General features: G+C 73.2%; 18 protein-coding genes. 10 read left to right on the forward strand and 8 right to left on the reverse strand.

What is annotated here, in order from left to right:
- Nucleotides 1-33: 33 nt before the first annotated feature.
- Complete coding sequence (locus tag ACZ7D7_RS26995) at nucleotides 34-1389, reverse strand: M20/M25/M40 family metallo-hydrolase (RefSeq protein ID WP_470827594.1); 1356 nt, start codon at nucleotides 1387-1389, stop codon at nucleotides 34-36.
- Between the two features lie 226 nt (nucleotides 1390-1615).
- On the opposite strand from ACZ7D7_RS26995, the gene ACZ7D7_RS27000 reads away from it, so the two are divergent.
- The 3 genes from ACZ7D7_RS27000 to ACZ7D7_RS27010 all read left to right on the forward strand — a co-directional run bounded on the left by ACZ7D7_RS27000 (nucleotide 1616) and on the right by ACZ7D7_RS27010 (nucleotide 4925).
- Nucleotides 1616-2893: a geranylgeranyl reductase family protein gene (locus ACZ7D7_RS27000; protein WP_470827595.1), complete on the forward strand. Its 1278-nt coding sequence runs from the start codon at nucleotides 1616-1618 to the stop codon at nucleotides 2891-2893.
- Nucleotides 2894-3033: 140 nt separating this feature from the next.
- Nucleotides 3034-4263, forward strand: coding sequence for a sensor histidine kinase (locus ACZ7D7_RS27005; RefSeq protein WP_470827597.1), 1230 nt, complete (start codon nucleotides 3034-3036; stop codon nucleotides 4261-4263).
- The gene (locus ACZ7D7_RS27010) at nucleotides 4260-4925 is read left to right on the forward strand and encodes a response regulator transcription factor (protein ID WP_470827599.1); all 666 of its coding nucleotides are present in this window, start codon (nucleotides 4260-4262) and stop codon (nucleotides 4923-4925) included. Before ACZ7D7_RS27005 ends, ACZ7D7_RS27010 begins: the two co-directional genes overlap by 4 nt.
- Here ACZ7D7_RS27010 and ACZ7D7_RS27015 read toward each other — a convergent pair.
- The 4 genes from ACZ7D7_RS27015 to ACZ7D7_RS27030 all read right to left on the reverse strand — a co-directional run bounded on the left by ACZ7D7_RS27015 (nucleotide 4886) and on the right by ACZ7D7_RS27030 (nucleotide 7476).
- Nucleotides 4886-5179, reverse strand: coding sequence for a DUF6332 family protein (locus ACZ7D7_RS27015; RefSeq protein WP_470827600.1), 294 nt, complete (start codon nucleotides 5177-5179; stop codon nucleotides 4886-4888). The genes ACZ7D7_RS27010 and ACZ7D7_RS27015 overlap by 40 nt on opposite strands.
- A 75-nt stretch (nucleotides 5180-5254) precedes the next feature.
- Nucleotides 5255-6004 (reverse strand): maleylpyruvate isomerase family mycothiol-dependent enzyme, encoded by a 750-nt coding sequence (locus ACZ7D7_RS27020; RefSeq protein WP_470827601.1) that lies wholly within the window; start codon nucleotides 6002-6004, stop codon nucleotides 5255-5257.
- Between the two features lie 220 nt (nucleotides 6005-6224).
- On the reverse strand, nucleotides 6225-6425 hold the full coding sequence (locus ACZ7D7_RS27025; RefSeq protein ID WP_365963403.1) for a cold-shock protein: 201 nt from the start codon (nucleotides 6423-6425) through the stop codon (nucleotides 6225-6227).
- A 226-nt stretch (nucleotides 6426-6651) separates the two neighbouring features.
- Nucleotides 6652-7476 (reverse strand): esterase/lipase family protein, encoded by an 825-nt coding sequence (locus tag ACZ7D7_RS27030; RefSeq protein WP_470827602.1) that lies wholly within the window; start codon nucleotides 7474-7476, stop codon nucleotides 6652-6654.
- 213 nt (nucleotides 7477-7689) lie between these two features.
- On the opposite strand from ACZ7D7_RS27030, the gene ACZ7D7_RS27035 reads away from it, so the two are divergent.
- From ACZ7D7_RS27035 to ACZ7D7_RS27045, 3 genes are all read left to right on the forward strand, one after another.
- Complete coding sequence (locus ACZ7D7_RS27035) at nucleotides 7690-7953, forward strand: GlsB/YeaQ/YmgE family stress response membrane protein (protein ID WP_470827603.1); 264 nt, start codon at nucleotides 7690-7692, stop codon at nucleotides 7951-7953.
- A gap of 175 nt (nucleotides 7954-8128) precedes the next feature.
- Complete coding sequence (locus ACZ7D7_RS27040) at nucleotides 8129-9019, forward strand: SDR family oxidoreductase (protein WP_470827605.1); 891 nt, start codon at nucleotides 8129-8131, stop codon at nucleotides 9017-9019.
- A 14-nt stretch (nucleotides 9020-9033) separates the two neighbouring features.
- A complete protein-coding gene (locus tag ACZ7D7_RS27045) occupies nucleotides 9034-9201 on the forward strand; it encodes a hypothetical protein (RefSeq protein ID WP_470827607.1) in 168 nt (55 codons plus the stop codon).
- A 285-nt stretch (nucleotides 9202-9486) separates the two neighbouring features.
- Here ACZ7D7_RS27045 and ACZ7D7_RS27050 read toward each other — a convergent pair whose 3' ends face one another.
- Together ACZ7D7_RS27050 and ACZ7D7_RS27055 are read right to left on the reverse strand one after the other, a co-directional pair.
- A complete protein-coding gene (locus ACZ7D7_RS27050; RefSeq protein ID WP_470827609.1) occupies nucleotides 9487-10650 on the reverse strand; it encodes an MFS transporter in 1164 nt (387 codons plus the stop codon).
- A gap of 170 nt (nucleotides 10651-10820) precedes the next feature.
- Nucleotides 10821-12275, reverse strand: coding sequence for a glyceraldehyde-3-phosphate dehydrogenase (locus tag ACZ7D7_RS27055; protein ID WP_470827611.1), 1455 nt, complete (start codon nucleotides 12273-12275; stop codon nucleotides 10821-10823).
- Between the two features lie 259 nt (nucleotides 12276-12534).
- Between ACZ7D7_RS27055 and ACZ7D7_RS27060 the strand changes: the two genes are divergently transcribed.
- Complete coding sequence (locus tag ACZ7D7_RS27060) at nucleotides 12535-13719, forward strand: Gfo/Idh/MocA family protein (RefSeq protein ID WP_470827612.1); 1185 nt, start codon at nucleotides 12535-12537, stop codon at nucleotides 13717-13719.
- Complete coding sequence (locus ACZ7D7_RS27065) at nucleotides 13716-14639, forward strand: DUF6807 domain-containing protein (RefSeq protein ID WP_470827613.1); 924 nt, start codon at nucleotides 13716-13718, stop codon at nucleotides 14637-14639. The genes ACZ7D7_RS27060 and ACZ7D7_RS27065 overlap by 4 nt, the downstream gene beginning before the upstream one ends.
- Before the next feature lie 137 nt (nucleotides 14640-14776).
- On the opposite strand, the gene ACZ7D7_RS27070 is transcribed toward ACZ7D7_RS27065, so the two are convergent.
- Nucleotides 14777-15082 carry a hypothetical protein gene (locus ACZ7D7_RS27070; protein ID WP_470827614.1) on the reverse strand — a complete coding sequence of 102 codons (306 nt, stop codon included), beginning with the start codon at nucleotides 15080-15082 and terminating at the stop codon, nucleotides 14777-14779.
- 134 nt (nucleotides 15083-15216) lie between these two features.
- Here ACZ7D7_RS27070 and polX point away from each other — a divergent pair, with 134 nt between their 5' ends.
- Together polX and ACZ7D7_RS27080 are read left to right on the forward strand one after the other, a co-directional pair.
- Complete coding sequence (gene polX / locus ACZ7D7_RS27075; RefSeq protein ID WP_470827615.1) at nucleotides 15217-16986, forward strand: DNA polymerase/3'-5' exonuclease PolX; 1770 nt, start codon at nucleotides 15217-15219, stop codon at nucleotides 16984-16986.
- A 125-nt stretch (nucleotides 16987-17111) separates the two neighbouring features.
- Nucleotides 17112-17777: a dienelactone hydrolase family protein gene (locus ACZ7D7_RS27080; RefSeq protein WP_470827616.1), complete on the forward strand. Its 666-nt coding sequence runs from the start codon at nucleotides 17112-17114 to the stop codon at nucleotides 17775-17777.
- The last annotated feature ends 218 nt before the right edge of the window (nucleotides 17778-17995 follow it).

Raw genomic sequence — 17995 nt, forward strand, 5'->3', positions numbered from 1 at the left:
TGTCGGCAGAGCCGCGGCGGCCTGGACGGCCGGTCAGCCCGCCGCGTAGTTCCGCAGGAACAGCGCCTCCGCCACCGACAGGCGCTCCAGCTCCTCGGGCGACACGCTCTCGTTCACCGCGTGGATCTGCGCCTCCGGCTCGCTGAGCCCGATCAGCAGGATCTCCGCGTCCGGGTACAGCGAGGCGAGCGTGTTGCACAGTGGGATGGAACCGCCCTGGCCCGCGTACTGCATCTCCTCACCCGGGTACGCCACCGCCATCGCGTCCGCCATCGCCTGGTACGCCGGGCTGGTCGTGTCGGCGCGGAACGCCTGGCCCTGGCCGACCTGCTCCACCCGCACCCGCGCACCCCACGGCGTGTGCGCCTCCAGGTGCGCCTGGAGCAGCTTCGTCGCCTCCGCCGCGTCCACGCCCGGCGGCACCCGCAGGCTGATCAGCGCGCGGGCGCTCGCCTGCACCGACGGCGTGGCGCCCATGACCGGCGGGCAGTCGATGCCGATGACCGTGACCGCCGGACGCGCCCAGATGCGATCGGCGACCGTGCCGGAACCGATCAGCCCGACGCCGTCCAGCACCTTCGCGTCCTTGCGGAACTGCGCCTCGTCGTACTGGAGCCCCTCCCACGCCGACTCGCCGGCCAGCCCGTCGACGGTCGTCGAACCGTCCTCGGCGCGCAGCGAGTCCAGGACGCGGATCAGCGCGGCCAGCGCATCGGGCGCCGCGCCGCCGAACTGACCGGAGTGCAGATTGCCCTCCAGGGTGTCGACCTGGACGCGGACCATCGTCATGCCGCGCAGCGCCGTCGTCACCGTCGGCAGGCCCACGCGGAAGTTGCCGGAGTCGCCGATGACGATCGCGTCGGCCCGCAGCAGGTCGGGGTGCTGCTCGGCGTAGCGCTCCAGACCGCCCGTGCCCTGCTCCTCGGAACCCTCCGCGATCACCTTGACGTGCACCGGCACACCGCCGGCCGCCTTCAGCGCGCGCAGCGCCAGCAAGTGCATGATGACGCCGCCCTTGCAGTCGGCGGCGCCCCGTCCGTACCAGCGGCCGTCCCGCTCGGTCAGCTCGAACGGCGGCGTGGCCCAGGCGGACTCGTCCAGCGGCGGCTGCACGTCGTAGTGGGCGTACAGCAGCACCGTGCGGGCGCCCTCCGGGCCGGGCAGATGGCCGTACACGGACTGGGTGCCGTCCGGGGTGTCCAGCAGCGCCACGTCCTCGAAGCCCTCGGCGCGCAGCGCGTCGGCCACCCAGCGTGCGGCGCCCTCGCTCTCGCTCCTGGGGAACTGGTCGAAGTCCGCCACCGACTTGAAGGCCACCAGCTCGGTGAGCTCCTCCCTCGCCCTCGGCATCAGGGAGGCGACGGTCTCGGCGACCGGATTCGACGACATGGGCACGCTCCTCGTGGGTGCGACGTTGTACGGGTGCGGACTTGTGGGCGCGCGGGATCGCGCGGGTGCGCGTGCTCCGGTGTGCCGGGCGCGCGCACTGCCGATCCTCCCACAGCGACCTGCGGCGACGACCGCCGTAGGATGCGGGGGACATGGGGTCTCCCCTGCTCGTGCGACGCCCGAGCGCGGGGAGCGGCAGGCGGCTGATCGGGAGCAGTAGACCATCGTGAGCAGCGAGCACTCTTCGGCGGACGACGTGCAGCAGGTGTGGGACGTCGTCGTGGTGGGCGCGGGACCCGCCGGGGCATCGGCCGCCTACGCGGCGGCCGTGGCGGGGCGGCGCGTGCTGCTGCTGGAGAAAGCCGAGCTGCCCCGGTACAAGACGTGCGGCGGCGGCATCATCGGACCCTCGCGCGACGCCCTGCCGCCCGGCTTCGAACTGCCCTTCCGGGACCGTGTGCACGCCGTGACGTTCTCGAACAACGGCCGCTTCACCCGCACCCGCCGCTCCCGGCAGATGCTGTTCGGGCTCATCAACCGCCCCGAGTTCGACCAGCAGCTCGTCGAGCACGCGCAGAAGGCGGGCGCCGAGCTGCGCACGGGCGCCGCCGTCCAGCGCGTCGAGCAGCACGGCTCGGCCGTACCCGACCGGCGCACCGTCGCCGTCGTCCTCCAGGGCGGCGAGACGGTGCTGGCGCGGGCGGTCGTCGGCGCGGACGGCAGCGCCAGCCGGATAGGGGCGCACGTCGGCGTGAAGCTCGACCAGGTCGACCTCGGCCTGGAGGTCGAGATCCCGGTCCCGGACACCGTCGCGGAGGACTGGAAGGGCCGCGTCCTCATCGACTGGGGCCCCATGCCCGGCAGTTACGGCTGGGTCTTCCCCAAGGGCGACACCCTGACGGTCGGCGTGATCTCGGCGCGCGGCGAGGGCGCCGCGACCAAGCGCTACCTGGAGGACTTCATCGGCCGGCTCGGCCTGGCCGGTTTCGAGCCGAGCATCTCCTCCGGGCATCTGACGCGCTGCCGTGCCGACGACTCCCCGCTGTCGCGCGGGCGGGTCCTGGTGTGCGGGGACGCGGCGGGGCTGCTGGAGCCGTGGACCCGGGAGGGCATCTCCTTCGCGCTGCGGTCGGGACGGCTCGCCGGCGAGTGGGCGGTGCGCGTCGCCGAGGCGCACGACGCGGTGGACGCCCGCCGCCAGGCCCTGAACTACGCCTTCGCCGTCAAGGCCGGCCTCGGCGTGGAGATGAGCGTCGGCAAGCGGATGCTCGCGCTGTTCGAGCGGCGGCCCGGGATGCTCCACGCGGTGCTGACCGGTTTCCGGCCCGCCTGGCGGGCGTTCAAGGACATCACCCAGGGCTCCACGACGCTGGGCGAGCTGGTCCGCAGCCATCCGCTGGCCCAGCGCGCCCTGACGGCGATGGCCCCCCGGCCGGTGGCCGACGCAGAGACGGTCGGCGAGCAGGTGGCGGCGGGAGGCACGGCGCCGGGCGCGGATTCCTGACCGCGCGGTGCCCGCCGGGCCGAGTCCGGGCGGCGTCCGGATGGCATCCGGGGCGGGCCGGTCGTACTTCCCGGGGAGTACACGTGATCACCACGCGCGGGTGACGCCGTCCGGCACCGGCGGCGTCTAGCGTGGCGGACATGGACGAACAGCGCGCGACCGGGGGCGGGCCGCCGCAGTGGTGGCGGCAGGGGCCCTCGTGGTGGAACCGCTGGGACGAAGCGGAGCGCGGCCCGCGGTGGCCGTGGCGGACCACCGCGCTGATCACCACGTTCGTGCTGGTCGGCTCTAACTTCGCCGCCCAGTCGCAGGTGGGCGAGCGGGCCGCGCTCGACGTCTTCGCGCGCGTGCTGCTGCTCGTCGCCGGCGCGGCGCTGCTGTGGCGCAAGCGGTACCCGGCGGTCGTCGCGTTCGCCACGGCGGGCGCCGCGATGGTCTACCTGGGGGCGGGATATCCGTACGGACCCGTCTTCCTGACCGTCGCCGTGAGCTGCTTCAGCGCCGTCGTCGCCGGGCACCGGACGGCCGCGTGGTCGGCGATCGGGATGCTCTGGGCGGGACACCTGCTGGTGGCGCACTGGCTCTACCGGTGGCTGCCGCCCGCCGGGGACGATGCGGCCTCCTGGGGTTCGGAGATCGTCGTGGCCACCTGGATGGTGGCGATCGCCGCGCTGTCGGAACTGGCCCGCGCCCGCCGGGAGCAGTGGGCGCGGGAGCGCGCCGAGCGGGCGCAGGCGGCGCGGCGGCGGGCCGACGAGGAGCGGCTGCGGATCGCCCGCGAACTGCACGACGTCCTCGCGCACAGCATCTCCGTCATCAACGTCCAGGCCGGGGTCGGCCTGGCGCTGCTCGACACCGACCCCGAGCAGGCCCGCTCGGCGCTCACCACCATCAAGGCGGCCAGCAAGGAGGCGCTGGGGGAGGTGCGGCAGGTGCTCGACACGCTGCGCACGCCCGGTGACGCGCCGCGGGCGCCCGCCCCCGGGCTCGGCCGGCTGCCCGAACTGGTGGCGCAGGCGGCGGACGCGGGCCTCACGGTCGACGTCACGGGCGAGCCGCCCGGTCTGCCGCCCGGCGCCGACCTCGCGGCCTTCCGCATTGTCCAGGAGGCGCTCACCAACGTCGTACGGCACTCGGGATCGCGGCACGCGCGTGTGCGGTTCGACCACGAGGCGGGGGCGCTGCGGCTGCGCGTCGACGACGACGGGCCCGCGACCGGCGCCGAGGCCGGGGGCAGCGGCAACGGGCTGGCCGGGATGCGGGAGCGCGCCGCCGCGCTCGGTGGCACCATCGAGGCGGGCCCGCGCGCCGACGGAGGCTTCCGGGTGCTCGCCGTACTGCCCCTGACGGCCGAGAAGGAGAACCGGTGATCCGTGTACTGCTCGCCGACGACCAGTCGCTGGTACGGGCCGGTTTCCGCGCCCTGCTCGACGCCCAGCCGGACATCGAGGTGGCCGGGGAGGCGGCCGACGGCGACGAGGCGCTGCGCAAGGTGCGCGAACTGCGGCCCGACGTCGTGCTGATGGACATCCGCATGCCCGTGCTGGACGGCCTGGCGGCGACCCGCGGGATCACCTGCGACGAGGCGCTCGCCGACGTCAGGGTGGTGATGCTGACCACCTTCGAGCTGGACGAGTACGTCTTCGAGGCGATCCGCTCCGGAGCCTCCGGCTTCCTGGTCAAGGACACCGAACCCGACGAACTCCTGCGCGCGGTACGGGCCGTGGTGCAGGGCGACGCGCTGCTCTCACCCGGGGTGACCCGTCGCCTGATCGCCGAGTTCGCGGCCCGCTCCAAGGAGCCCGCGGCGGCCGGCGCCCTCGCCGGACTCACCGAGCGGGAACGGGAGGTGATGGCCCTGGTCGGCATCGGCCTGTCCAACGAGGAGATCGCCCGCCGCCTGGTCGTCAGCCCCCTCACCGCCAAGACCCACGTCAGCCGCACCATGGTCAAACTGGGCGCCCGGGACCGCGCCCAACTGGTGGTCCTGGCCTACGAGTCGGGGTTGGTGCGTCCGGGGTGGCTGGGCTGAGCCGGGGCCGGCGCGCGGCGGAAGCGGACCAGGACACTCACGACCCGGGCCACGAAGAGCACGACGGCGAGGACCTGGCCCGCGCCGAGCAGGAGGCCCTCGGCCCCACGGGGCAGCGCGAACAGCAGCGCCGGACCCGCGACGGCGCCGAAGACCACCGCCGCCGCGAACGCGGCGCTGCACAGGGCGTACCCGATCTCGACGGTGACCGCGTCCCGCTCGGCCTGCGTGCGCCGGCCCCCGTGACGTCTCATGAGGCGAGTCTCGCAGCCGTACGCCCGACAGGCCAGAGCGAAACCCCAAGGGCAGGACTGGAGGGCCCGCCCTGTTCAGACGATCGCCGACGTCTCCTGCCACAGCGCGGCCAGGGCGGGGTCGCCCGTGACGGTGGGGATCGGGCGGCGGTTCCACAGGGCCAGGTACAAGTGGGGTGCGGGGCCCGCGAGTTCGCAGTCCGGGGTGGCGGAGTCGTCCGGGGTGGCGACGGGGGGCTCCGGGGAGAGGCGTACGGTCCACACCGCGTCCGTGTCCGTGGCGCGGACCCGCATCACGCGCGGGACGTCGGTGCGGACGCGGCTCTTGCGGCGGGCGTGGAAGCCCCGCAGCAGTTCGTCGATGCCGTCCACGGCGAATTCCGTGCCGATCGGGACGGGGGAGGACGACGGTGCGGCGCCGGGCGCGCCCTCCGCGTCGAAGCGGTGCACGGTCGTCTCGTGGGCCTGCCGCCGGGTCCAGAACGCCAGCGGGGAGGGCGACGGCGCGGGATGGAACGTCCATGCCCGCACGTCGGCCGGCGCGGCGGCCAGCGTCTCGACCAGGCGGCGGTGGCTGTCCCGGTACCAGGCGATCAGCTCGGCGCCGTCCAGCTCCGGACCGTCCCCGATGGGACGGGTCGAGGTGTGCTGCTCGGCGACGAAGGCCGTCGCCCAGCGGTGCACGGCGCCGGTGTGCCGCAGCAGGTCGCGCATCAGCCAGCCGGGGCAGGCCGGGACCTCGGCGGCCGTACCGGCACGCTCGGCGGCCGCGGCCAGCAACGTGCCTTCCGCGTCGAGGTGTTCGAGGAACCGGGCAGTCTCCATGACGCCGAGTCTGCCCCACGCGGTGCCGTTCGGGGGAGAGGCGTCCCAGCAGGTGGGCGGCGTGCGGAGGGGGTACGGCGTGTGGAAAGGGCGCGGCGTGCGGAGAGGGTGCGGCGTGCGGAGAGGGTGGGGCACCGGGCCCGGACATGCCGACGGCCGGCGCCTTGCGGCGCCGGCCGTCGGGTGCGTCATGAGGCGCGGCGGGCGTTCGCCCGTCCGCTCAGAGGGCGCGGACGCGCGAGGCCTGCGGGCCCTTCGGGCCCTGGACGACCTCGAACTCCACGGACTGGTTCTCCTCGAGGCTGCGGAAGCCGTTGCCGTCGATCTCGGAGTAGTGGACGAAGACGTCCGGTCCGTCGGCGCGGGCGATGAAGCCGAAGCCCTTCTCCGCGTTGAACCACTTGACGGTGCCCTGAGTCATTGCTTGCTCCTTCAAAGGGGGCTGGATACGGGGACCCGCACCGTGCGGTGCCCCGGGTCGGCCTGGACGCGACTTCTCCAGTTCCCTGAAGCAAGGCGGCGCCCGCGACGGCGTTCTTCGCGAGCGTGCGGTGAAACACAGACACAAAAACTTCGACCAATCAGTGGAACGAGGCCCCGGAGCGATTCATTCCCGGGAGCCCGGAAGATTTTTCGCGAAGGGCGTGTCAGGCCTCGCGCGGGAGCCGGACGGCCGCGGTCAGCATCGCGCGGACCTCGTCGACGACCGTCGTGTGCACGGGCAGCATCAGATGGCCGACCCCGTGCACGAGGACGTTGCGGACCAGCAGATCGGGGTGGTCCAGGCGGCCCCGGCTCGCCGGCAGGACCGCCTCGTCCAGGTCGCTGTAGAAGGCGACGAACCGGCTGCGGCACCCGGCGCACGGTTCCGCCAGCTCGGCCAGCAGATCGCTGCCGGGCCGCAGCTGGCGCAGCACCGGGTGCGGCGGGGCCAGCAGCGCCACCGCCGTGCCGCTGTGCGGCGTCGCCAGCGTGATCACCAGGGACACGTGGGCGTCGCCGCCGAGCCGCTGCACGTAGTACCGCGCGATCAGCCCGCCCAGGCTGTGCCCGACCAGGCACACAGGCCGCCCGCCGGCCCGCTCCCGGGCCCGTTCGACCTGCTCGGCGAGCGCGCGGGCGGCGGTGCGGATGTCCGGGTTGAAGGGGCTGTACGTCGCGGTGAGGAAGGGCCCCGCTCCGCAGCCCCGCAGCCGGTCCTGCAGCCGCGTGAAGATCGACGCCCGGTCGGACAGCCCGTGCACGAAGATCACGGGCAGTCCCGAGACGTCCGGCTCGCACGGGCCGGCCGGCGGGGAGGGTTCCGGCTCCCGCGGACGCACGGCCGTGCCGAGCAACCCGGCGCACTGCCGCACCCCCCACAGCGCGAGGTCCAGGGGCAGTCCGGCCAGCCGCATCCCCACCCACCCGGTCTCCAGGGCCGCCCCCAGCAGGGTGGCGATCCCCGGAACGGGAAGGCGCGGTCCCCTCAACGGCTGCTCCCGGCGCTCGTGGTGCGGACGACCACTCCGGCACGGCCGGTTCGGTCGTTCCTCGGGAGCCCCGTGTACCCCGCCTGATCATTCCGAACCGGGCGGCACCCGCGCACACCGCGCGACGCCTCGACCGCGGACCGCTCCGACTCGGGGGACTGGGACCGGCAAGGCCGGGAACCCGCCTTGCCACCAGAGTCCAAGTGAGGGGTCATGGAGATCTCAGGAATCATCAGCGCGATTGTTATCGGCATTGTCATCGGCCTGCTCGGCAGGCTCGTCGTCCCGGGGCGCCAGCGCATCGGGGTCCTGGCCACGATCCTGGTCGGCATCGTGGCGGCGTTCCTGGGCTCGGCCATCGCGGCGGCCTTCGGGGTCGCCGACACGAAGGGCGTCGACTGGGTGGAGTGGATCTTCCAGATCGCCCTGGCCGCGCTCGGTGTGGTCGCCCTGGACCGGGTGAAGGTCCGCCGCTGACGCCGTGACGCCGTGACGCCGGCGCGGCGTGACGGCGTCCGGGACCGGCGGGTCACCGCTGGCCGACAACGGAAAAGCAGGGGATGGGACCGGGTTCCCGGCTCACGGCGAGTGGTACGCCGCGAGCCGGGAACCCGGCGTTGCGACCCCGTCCGTCCGTGGTGAGGAGACCGACGTGACCGAGTCGCAGCACACCCCGCAGAACCCGGTGACGCAGCATCCGCAGCCCGACTTCCCCGCGCAGGACCAGCCGCATCCGGGGTGGACGGGCCCGATGGACCCGCCGCCGGACCACGGCGAGGAGTCCTACCGCGGCTCCGGCCGGCTCGACGGCCGCAAGGCCGTGATCACGGGCGGCGACTCCGGCATCGGCCGGGCGGTCGCGCTGGCCTTCGCCCGCGAGGGCGCCGACGTGCTGTTCACGTACCTCGACGCGGAGGCCGGCGAAGCGCGCGAGACGTCCCGGCTGGTGGAGGACGCGGGCCGCAAGGCGGTCGCCGTCGCCTGCGACATCCGGGAGGAGGCCAACTGCCGGTCGCTGATCGACCGGGCCGTCGCGGAGTTCGGCCGCATCGACGTCCTCGTGAACAACGCGGCGTACCAGATGTCGCAGCCGGAGGGCATCGAGGCGATCACGACCGAGCAGTTCGACCGGGTCGTGCGGACCAACCTGTACGGGATGTTCTGGCTGACGAAGTTCGCGCTGCCGCACGTCCCCGAGGGCGGCAGCATCATCAACTCCACGTCGGTGCAGGCGTACAAACCCAGTCCGCACCTGCTGGACTACGCGACGACGAAGGGCGCGATCGTCACGTTCACGCAAGGGCTCGCGCAGATGCTCGTGGACCGCGGCATCCGCGTCAACGCCGTCGCTCCCGGGCCGGTGTGGACCCCGCTGATCCCCTCGACGCTCCCGGACACGTCGGAGTTCGGCAAGCAGGCGCCCCTGGGCCGTCCCGCGCAGCCCGCGGAACTCGCCCCGGCGTACGTCTACCTCGCCTCCCAGGAAGCGAGCTTCATCACGGCGGAGATCCTCAACGCCACCGGCGGTACGCCGCTGCCCTAGGCAGGGAGAGACCGATGACCGACCACACCCCGTCCCAGGCCGAGGGCGAGCGGGACGACGGCCCCGCCACCGAACGGTCCTACGACCCGCCCTGGACGACCCCGTCCCAGGCGGAGGGCGAGCGCGAGGAGGAGGCGAGTCCTCCGGAGGACCGCCCTCTGCCCGGCCCGCCGACCCGCTGACTCGACGGTCCGCCGACTGCCAGCCGGCCGCTGGTGCGCAGGCGGCTGGTCTGTCGGGTGGCTGCGTGTCGGCCGCTGGTCCGGCGGCGGTGTGGCCCGCCGGACGACTGCCACTGCCTGCCAGACCACTGACCCATCGGCCCACCAGCCCGTCGGCCCACCAGCGGGGCGACCCACCAACCCCGTTGGCCGGTCAACCCGCTGGCTCACCAACCCCGTCGGTCGGCCGACCCGCTGGCTCACCAACCCCCCGGCCCGCTGCCCCGTTGGGCCGTTCCCCCTTCCCTACGCCGCCCGCCGCGTGAAGACCCCGATCCCCGCCGCCACCGCCGCCAGTACGGCGACGCTGGTGAGGGCGGCCGGGAGGGAGATCCGGTCGGCCATGAGGCCGATCGCCGGCGGGCCCAGCAGCATGCCGCCGTAACCGAGCGTGGACGCCGTCGCGACGCCGCTGGGGCCGGCCAGGGCACCGGCGCGTTCGACGGCCACCGGGAAGATGTTGGCGAGGCCGAGACCGGTGACGGCGTACCCCAGCAGCGCGGCCCACACCGAGGGGGCGAGCGAGCCGAGCAGCATGCCGGCGGCCGCCAGCGCGCCGCCCGCGACGACCGTGCGGGTCCGGCCGAGGCGCTCCAGGAGGACCGTGCCGCTGAGCCGGCCCACCGTCATCGTGAGCGCGAAGCAGGAGTATCCGGCCGCCGCGAGGCCGGGGTGGGCGTCGAGGTCCTGTTCCAGGTGCAGCGCGCCCCAGTCCGCCATGGCGCCCTCGCCGTAGGCCGTGCAGAGGGCGATCAGGCCGAAGACGGTCACCAGGCCGCGGGTGCGGGCGTCCAGGCGGCGCGGCGCGGGCTCCTCGGAGCGGGGCCGGTCGGCCGGGACCGGCGGTTCGAGCCGCAGCAGGGCGCGGCCCGCGACCGCGGTCACGAGCAGTCCCACGACCGTCAGGCCGAGCAGATGACGGGTGGGGGAGACCGAGCCCGCGACCAGGCCGCCGAGTCCCGCGCCGACCATGCCGCCCAGGCTGAACGCGGCGTGGAAACTGGGCATGATCGGTCGCCGCAGTGCGGCCACGAGGTCGACGGCGGCGCTGTTGAACGCCACGTTGATCCCGCCGTACGCGGCACCGAACAGCAGCAGCACCGCGCCGAGCGCGAGCGCGGAGTGCGTGAGCGGGGGCATGGCCACGCTGAGGGAGAGCAGGACCGCGCAGACGACGGTGACCGGATGGCTGCCGTAGCGGCGGCACAGCCGGCCCGTGAGGATCATCGTGACGACCGCTCCGGCGGAGACGCCGAGCAGGGCGAGGCCGAGCTCGGTGGCGGAGGCGTTCGTCTGCTGCTTGATGGCCGGGATGCGGACGACCCACCCGGCGAAGATGAAGCCGTCGAGGGCGAAGAAGGTGGTCAGGACGGCACGGAGGCGGGTCAGGTCGTTCCCGGTGCCCGGCACGGCATTGTGCGAACGGGCTTTGTTTATTAGCGGCACAAAGTCAGGCTAGGTCCCGGCCGGGGGCGGTGCAAGGGTGCCTGCCCGCCTTCGCCGGTCCCGCGGCAGGGACGGCGAAGGCCGGTCCGACGTGTCGTCGGACCGGCCCTCGTCACGAGCCGCTCGCGGATCCGTCAGACCGCCGGCGCCGGGAACGTGGGGTACTCCACCCCGGAGACGTACTGGACGACCCGGACGACCTGGCAGGAGTAGCCGAACTCGTTGTCGTACCAGAGGTAGAGGATCGCGTTGTCGCCCTCCACCTTGGTGGCGCCGGCGTCGACGATCGAGGCGTTGCGTGAGCCGATGAAGTCGCTCGACACCGCGTCCGGCGCGCTGATGAAGTCGATCTGGCGCTTCAGCGGCGACGTCAGCGACACCTCGCGCAGGTAGTCCAGGACCTCCTCGCGGGTGGTCTCGCGCGCGAGCTGGAGGTTGAGGATGGCGATCGAGACGTCCGGGACGGGGACGCGGATCGAGCTGCCGGTGATCTTCGCCTTCAGGTCGGGCAGCGCCTTGGCGACGGCGGAGGCGGCGCCGGTCTCGGTGATGACCATGTTGAGCGGCGCGGAACGGCCCCGGCGGTCGGACTTGTGGTAATTGTCCAGCAGGTTCTGGTCGTTCGTGAACGAGTGGACGGTCTCCACGTGGCCGCGCAGCACGCCGTACTCGTCGGCCATCGCCTTCAGTGGCGGGACGATCGCGTTGGTGGTGCAGGACGCGCAGGACAGGATCGTCTCGTCCGGCTTCAGCGTCTCGTGGTTGACGCCGTGCACGATGTTGGGGACGTCGCCCTTGCCGGGCGCGGTCAGGACGACCTTCGCGACGCCCGGACGCAGGTGCTTCGACAGCCCTTCCCGGTCGCGCCACTTGCCGGTGTTGTCGATGAGGATGGCGTCCTTGATGCCGTACGCCGTGTAGTCGACCTGGGAAGGGTCGTCCGCGTGGATCACGCGGATCTCGTTGCCGTTGGCGACGATCGTGCTGTTCGCCTCGTCCACGGTGATGGTGCCCTGGAACTGGCCGTGCACCGAGTCGCGGCGCAGCAGCGAGGCGCGCTTGACGAGGTCGTCGGCGGGCCGGCCGCCGTTGCCGCGCACGACGATGGCGCGCAGCCGCAGGCCGTTGCCGGAGCCGGCCTTCTCGATGAGCAGCCGGGCGAGCAGGCGGCCGATGCGGCCGAAGCCGTACAGGACGACGTCCCGCGGCTCGCGGCGCTCGATCTTGTTGGCGCCGGTGGCACCGGCGACGGCGTCGGCGGTGAACTCCTCGACCGTCAGGCCCCGGTCGTCGGCCCGGTAGGTCGAGGCCAGCATGCCGAGGTCGATCTGGGACGGGCCCAGGTCGAGCGTGGTGAGGGCCTTGAGGAACGGCAGGGTCTCGGTGACCGAGAGCTCCTCGCCGGCGATCTGCCGGGCGAACCGGTGGGTCTTGAGGATGCTGACCACCGACTTGTTCACCAGGGAGCGGCTGTGGAGGAGGACGGTGACGTCCCGCTCCCGGTGCAGCTTCCCGATGAGCGGGATCATCGACTCCGCGATCTCCTCGCGGTTCTTCCAGTTGGTGAACGAGTCCACGGTCGCAGTCACAGGTTCATCTTTCGAGCTAGGCGGTGCTCATATGTTAATCACCCGCCATTCTGGACGATCAAGTGGGCCCCCCTTTGCTCAGTTGTCGCGATCGGAGCGGGTTCGTTGCCCGCGGGAGACTTGTCTCTCCGGGTCCGCCGGTGCCGCGAGAGGGCTTGTTCGCAGCAGGTGGCGGCGCTTAGGGTCGACCGCGGGTGAAAGCGCTTTCTCCGTGCTTTCCCTGCGTCTTCTGTCGTAGGCCGGCCCCGGAGGAACCCGTATGCCACCGCTTCCCGCCCGCCGACGTGTCGCCGTCATCGGCACCGGTGCCATCGTCGTAGGGAGCCATCTGTCCGCGCTGCGGGCCCACTCCGACCGGGTGGAACTGGTCGCCGCCGTCGACGTCGACCCGGCGCGGCTCGCGGCCTTCCGGGCCGAGGCGGGCGACGACCGGGTCGCCGGATACACGTCCACGGAAGCGATGCTCGACGCCGAACGTCCCGACCTCGTCCTCATCGGCACCCCGCCCTCCCTGCACCGGGACCAGACCGTGGCCGCGCTCAAGGCAGGCGCCTGGGTGATGTGCGAGAAGCCGCTGTGCCTCTCCCTCGCCGAGTACGACGACATCGCCGCCGCCGAGGAGGCCTCCGGGGCGTACGCGTCGGTGATCTTCCAGCACCGGTACGGCTCCGGCGCCACCCACGCGCGTGAGCTGATCACGAGCGGCGAACTGGGCGCACCGCTCGTCGCCCACTGCCAGACCACGTGGCACCGCGACGCCGCCTACTACGCCGTGCCGTGGCGCGGACGCTGGGCCACGGAGGGCGGCGGCCCCACCATGGGCCACGGCATCCACCAGTACGACCTGCTGCTCCACCTGCTCGGCGAGTGGGAGGAGATCCGGGCGATGACCGCGCGGCTCGTGCGCGACACCGAGAGCGAGGACGTGTCCACGGCCCTCGTCCGGTTCCGCGGGGGCGCGCTCGCCACCGTCGTCAACAGCGTGCTCTCCCCGGACGAGGTCAGCCGCATCCGCGTCGACTGCGCCGACGCGACCGTCGAACTGACCCACCTCTACGGGCACGGCAACGACGACTGGACCTACACCCCGGCCCGGCACGTCGCCCCGGAACGCGCCGCCGCCTGGCGCACCCCGGCCCAGGACGTGCCCAGCTCCCACACGGCCCAGCTCGGCGCCGTCCTCGACGCCTACGACACCGGCGTACGCCCGCCCGGCAGCGGCCCCGAGGCGCGCGCCACCCTGGAGTTCGCCGCCGCGCTCTACAAGGCGGCGTTCACCGGCCGCCCGGTGCGGGCCGGCGAGATCGGCCCCGGCGACGCCCACTACCCGGCCATGCACGGCGGCCACCCCGACTGGGCCCCGCAGGGCTCGCCGTCCTCGCCGTCCTCGCCGTCCTCGCCGTCCGCGCTGCCCTCGCCGTCCTCGGGGGAGGAGCGCGCATGAGTATCCGCGTCACCCACACCCACGGCGAGCACGTCGCCGTCGCGACGGCGGACGGCACGGAGATCCTGCGCTACGTCTACCGCCCCGACCCCGACCCGTTCGAGTCCCGCAAGCCGTACGCCCATCCCGTGCGCACCCTCGCCGGGCACACGGTGACCGGCTACCGGCCCAGCGACCACCGCTGGCACAAGGGCCTGCAGATGACCGCGAGCCATCTGTCCGGCCAGAACTTCTGGGGCGGCAACTCCTATGTGCACGGGGAGGGTTACCGGCCGCTGCCCGAGCGGGTCGGCTCGATGCGGCACGACGGGTTCTCCGCCTTCACCGCCGACGCCGACCGCCTCGCGTTCACCGAGGACCTCACCTGGATCGCGCACGGCGGCGAGGAGTGGGCCCGGGAGGAACGCGACCTCGCCGTGCACTCGGTCGACGAGGACGCGGGCGCCTGGGCGCTCGACTGGTCGATCCACCTCACCAACGTCCGCGCCGAGCCGCTGGTGTTCGGCTCCCCGACCACCGCGGGCCGTGAGATGGCCGGGTACACGGGGCTCCAGTGGCGCGGGCCGCGCGACTTCACGGGCGGCAGCGTCCTCACGCCCGACTCCCCGCCCGCCGACGGGGTGATGGGTTCCCAGGGGCCGTGGCTGGCGTTCACCGCGGAGCGCGACGAGACCGACGGGCACTCCACGCTCGTCTTCGCGCACGCCCCGGAGAACCTGGACGAGAAGACCGCGGTCCACCCCTCGCACTGGTTCGTGCGCTCCGAGCCGGTCCCGACGGTCGCGTTCTCCTGGGCGTTCTTCGAGGAGTTCGAGCTGGCGCCCGGCGCGTGCTTCGCCTACCGCTACCGGGTCCTCGTCGCCGACGGGGCGTGGGACCGCGACCGGATCGCCGCCCACCTGGAGGGCCTGCCTTGGTGAGCGGCGGGCGGGGGCGGCAGCGGCCCTGCCCGGTGCGGTGGGACCGTCCCACCTGAGCGCCTGCGACCGGGAGGCCGGCGACGGCGCGCGGCCGGGTGTCAGGCCTGGGAGTCAGGTGTGGGTGTCAGGCCCGGGTGTCAGGCGTGCGCGTCCCGGCCCCGCATGCCGTCCCAGATGGTGGCGTCGTCGGCCGGACGGCGCTCGTGCTCGCGCTCCCTCTTGCGGCGACGGTGCGTCCTCGCCGACGACATCAGCGCCAGACCGAGGCAGAAGATCAGCGCGAGCGCGAGGCCGGAGCAGAAGATCGCCAGTGTGTTCATCGTCGCGATGTCCTGGCCCAGGATCGACACCGTGTACTCGGGGCCGCCGGACAGATTGTCGGCGATCACGAGAGCGGTGAAGGCGGCCGAGCCGGCGAGAAGCAGTAGTCCGAGAATCAGCATCCGAGTCATCTCCCCTGCTAGTGGTGCCGTGCCCGGGTACCCGCGGCGGCCCGCCACTACCGTCTCGATCCCGCACGCGTGACCACCCGGATCCCGCAGGCATGACATGCCCGATCGCTGCCTACTCGTCCCGCGTGACTCGGTCCAACGACGAGGTCGGCGCCCTGTTCTCCGAGTACGCCGACCTGATCTCGATCACCGGCGGCGACGCCTTCCGGGCCCGCGTCTACGAGAAGGCCGCCCGCGCCCTCGCAGGCCACCACGCCGACGTCGCGAAACTCGACGTCAAAGGGCTCCAGGAGATCCCCGGCGTCGGGAAATCCATCGCGGAGAAGGTCGTCGAGTACTTCCGCGAGGGCAGCGTCTCGGCCGTCGAGGAACTGCGCGCCGAGATCCCCGCCGGGGTGCGCCGGCTGACCGCCGTCCCCACCCTCGGCCCGAAGAAGGCCCTCGTGCTGTACGAGGAACTCGGCATCGCCTCCGTCGAGGAACTCTCCGACGCCGTCCACGCCGAACGGCTGCGCGACCTCAAGGGATTCGGGCCGAAGACCGAGGAGAACATCCTGCACGGCATCGCCCTGCTGAAGTCCTCCGGCGACCGCGTCCTGCTCGACGTGGCGACCGCCCTCGCCGAGGACGTCGTCGCCGCCCTGTCCGGGGTGAAGGGCTGCCGCGACTGCGCCTACGCCGGATCCCTGCGCCGCTTTCGGGAGACGATCGGCGACATCGACATCCTCGCCGCGGCGAAGGACTCGGCCCCGCTGATGCGGGCGTTCACGAAGCTGCCGTACGTCACCGAGGTCGTCGCCCGCGGCACCACCAAGACGTCCGTACGCACGGACCGCGGACTCGCCGTCGACCTGCGCGTCGTACCGCCGGACTCCTGGGGCGCCGCCCTCCAGTACTTCACCGGCTCCAAGGCCCACAACATCCGCACCCGCGAGCTGGCCGTGCGCCAGGGCCTCAGGCTCTCCGAGTACGGGCTGTTCGACGCCGAGAGCGGCGAGAAGATCGTCTCGGAGACCGAGGAGGACGTGTACGCCAGGCTCGGACTGCCGTGGATCCCCCCGCCGCTGCGCGAGGACCGCGGCGAGATCGAGGCCGGGCTGCGCGACGAACTGCCCGGCCTGGTCCGTGAGAAGGACCTTCGCGGCGACCTGCACACCCACACCGACCTCACCGACGGCCTCGCCCCGCTGGAGGACATGATCGCGGCGGCCGCCGAGCGCGGCTACGCCTACTACGCGGTCACCGACCACGCCCCGAACCTGTACATGCAGCGCATGACCGACGACCGGATGCTCGCCCAGCGCGAGCGGGTCCGCGAACTCGACGGCACGTACGGAAAGCGGCGCGGCGGACGCACCGGCATGCGGTTGCTGCACGGCACCGAGCTCAACATCGACCCGGACGGCGAGGTCGACTGGCCCGGGGAGTTCCTGGCCGGCTTCGACCTGTGCGTGGCCTCCGTGCACTCGCACTTCAACCAGGGGCGCGACGCCCTGACCCGGCGCATCGTCCGGGCCTGCGAGAACCCGTACGTCAACATCATCGGCCACCCCACCACCCGGCTCATCGGCAAGCGGCCCGGCGTCGACGCCGACCTCGACGCGGTCTTCGAGGCCTGCGCCCGCACCGGCACGGCGCTGGAGATCAACGCCCACCCGGACCGGCTCGACCTGCGCGACGAGGACATCCTGCGGGCCCGGCGGCACGGTGTGAAGTTCGCCGTCGACAGCGACGCCCACGCCGCCCCGCACCTGGCCCATGTGCGCTACGGCATCGGCACCGCGCAGCGCGGCTGGCTCACCAAGGACGACGTGATCAACACCTGGCCGGAGGCCCGGCTGCGACGCTTCCTGCGCAAGGGCCGCACGAGACGCCGGGGGGCGCGGGACGACTGAGACGGCTGAGAGCCCCGCGGGCGCGGACCACCGCGATCGGTTCGCCCTGCGCGGGTACCCGGCACGGCGGAGTCCGAGACAGCGGCTCAGCAGGAGCCGACCGGTGCGAGGAAACGGGTGACTTCATGATCTCCGAGATGGTGTCGGTGCCCGCCGACCGCGTGACGCTCGGGGGCGATCTCGTCGTCCCGGCGCAGGCCCGGGCGATGGTGCTGATGGCGCACGGCGTCGACAGCTCCCGGCAGAGTCCGGGCAGCCGCTCCGTCACCGCCGCGCTGCACCGGGCCGGGTTCGGCACGCTGTCCCTGGACCTGCTCAGCGAGGCCGAGGACCGCGGCGTCAACCCGGAGGGCGACCAGCGCTTCGACGTGCGGCTGCTGGGGCGCCGCGCCGCGGCCGGCACCGACTGGCTCAAGGCGCAGCCGGAGACGCGGAGCCTGTCCATCGCGCTGTTCGGCACGGGCGTCGAGTCGGCGGCCGTGCTGGAGGCCGCGGCGGAACTGCCCGACCGTGCGCTGACGGCCGTGGTGTGGGGCGCCCGGCCCGACCTGGCGGGTGACGCGCTCGGCCGCATCCGGGTGCCGGTGCTGTTCGTCGTGGGCGGCCGGGACCCCGGCATGCTGCGGCTCGACCAGCAGGCCGCGGAGCAGATCCCGGCGGCCAACGCGGTCCGCGTCGTCCAGGAGGCGGGGCCCCGGTTCGAGGAGCCCGGCGCCCTGGACGAGGTCGTGGCCCTGGCCACGGCGTGGTGCGAGGACCGCCTGCGCGACGGGGCGGACACCGGCCGCTGACCGCGGGTCACCGGCGGCCGACACGGATCAGCGGATCAGGGCCACGGGCCGACGCCATCCCGCCCCACGCGAGGGCCTCCCGGCCTCACGGGCCGACGGCCTCGGCTCATGGACCGACGGCCTCCCCCGTTATGTTCTTCGCGGTCCTGCAATGGGGCTGCTGGCCTCCGGGCCCGGTATGACTGTGTCCCCTCTGTCGAAGGCATGACCTGGGGGGT

It is taken from the genome of Streptomyces sp. NPDC037054 (assembly GCF_055606745.1).

Bases quoted from the DNA above. Each gene is read 5' to 3' on its own strand.
- ACZ7D7_RS26995 (WP_470827594.1), bottom strand. From the start codon at position 1,389: ATGTCGTCGAATCCGGTCGCCGAGACCGTCGCCTCCCTGATGCCGAGG.
- ACZ7D7_RS27005 (WP_470827597.1), top strand. From the start codon at position 3,034: ATGGACGAACAGCGCGCGACCGGGGGCGGGCCGCCGCAGTGGTGGCGG.
- ACZ7D7_RS27015 (WP_470827600.1), bottom strand. From the start codon at position 5,179: ATGAGACGTCACGGGGGCCGGCGCACGCAGGCCGAGCGGGACGCGGTC.
- ACZ7D7_RS27020 (WP_470827601.1), bottom strand. From the start codon at position 6,004: ATGGAGACTGCCCGGTTCCTCGAACACCTCGACGCGGAAGGCACGTTG.
- ACZ7D7_RS27025 (WP_365963403.1), bottom strand. From the start codon at position 6,425: ATGACTCAGGGCACCGTCAAGTGGTTCAACGCGGAGAAGGGCTTCGGC.
- ACZ7D7_RS27035 (WP_470827603.1), top strand. From the start codon at position 7,690: ATGGAGATCTCAGGAATCATCAGCGCGATTGTTATCGGCATTGTCATC.
- ACZ7D7_RS27045 (WP_470827607.1), top strand. From the start codon at position 9,034: ATGACCGACCACACCCCGTCCCAGGCCGAGGGCGAGCGGGACGACGGC.
- ACZ7D7_RS27060 (WP_470827612.1), top strand. From the start codon at position 12,535: ATGCCACCGCTTCCCGCCCGCCGACGTGTCGCCGTCATCGGCACCGGT.
- ACZ7D7_RS27065 (WP_470827613.1), top strand. From the start codon at position 13,716: ATGAGTATCCGCGTCACCCACACCCACGGCGAGCACGTCGCCGTCGCG.
- ACZ7D7_RS27070 (WP_470827614.1), bottom strand. From the start codon at position 15,082: ATGCTGATTCTCGGACTACTGCTTCTCGCCGGCTCGGCCGCCTTCACC.
- ACZ7D7_RS27080 (WP_470827616.1), top strand. From the start codon at position 17,112: ATGATCTCCGAGATGGTGTCGGTGCCCGCCGACCGCGTGACGCTCGGG.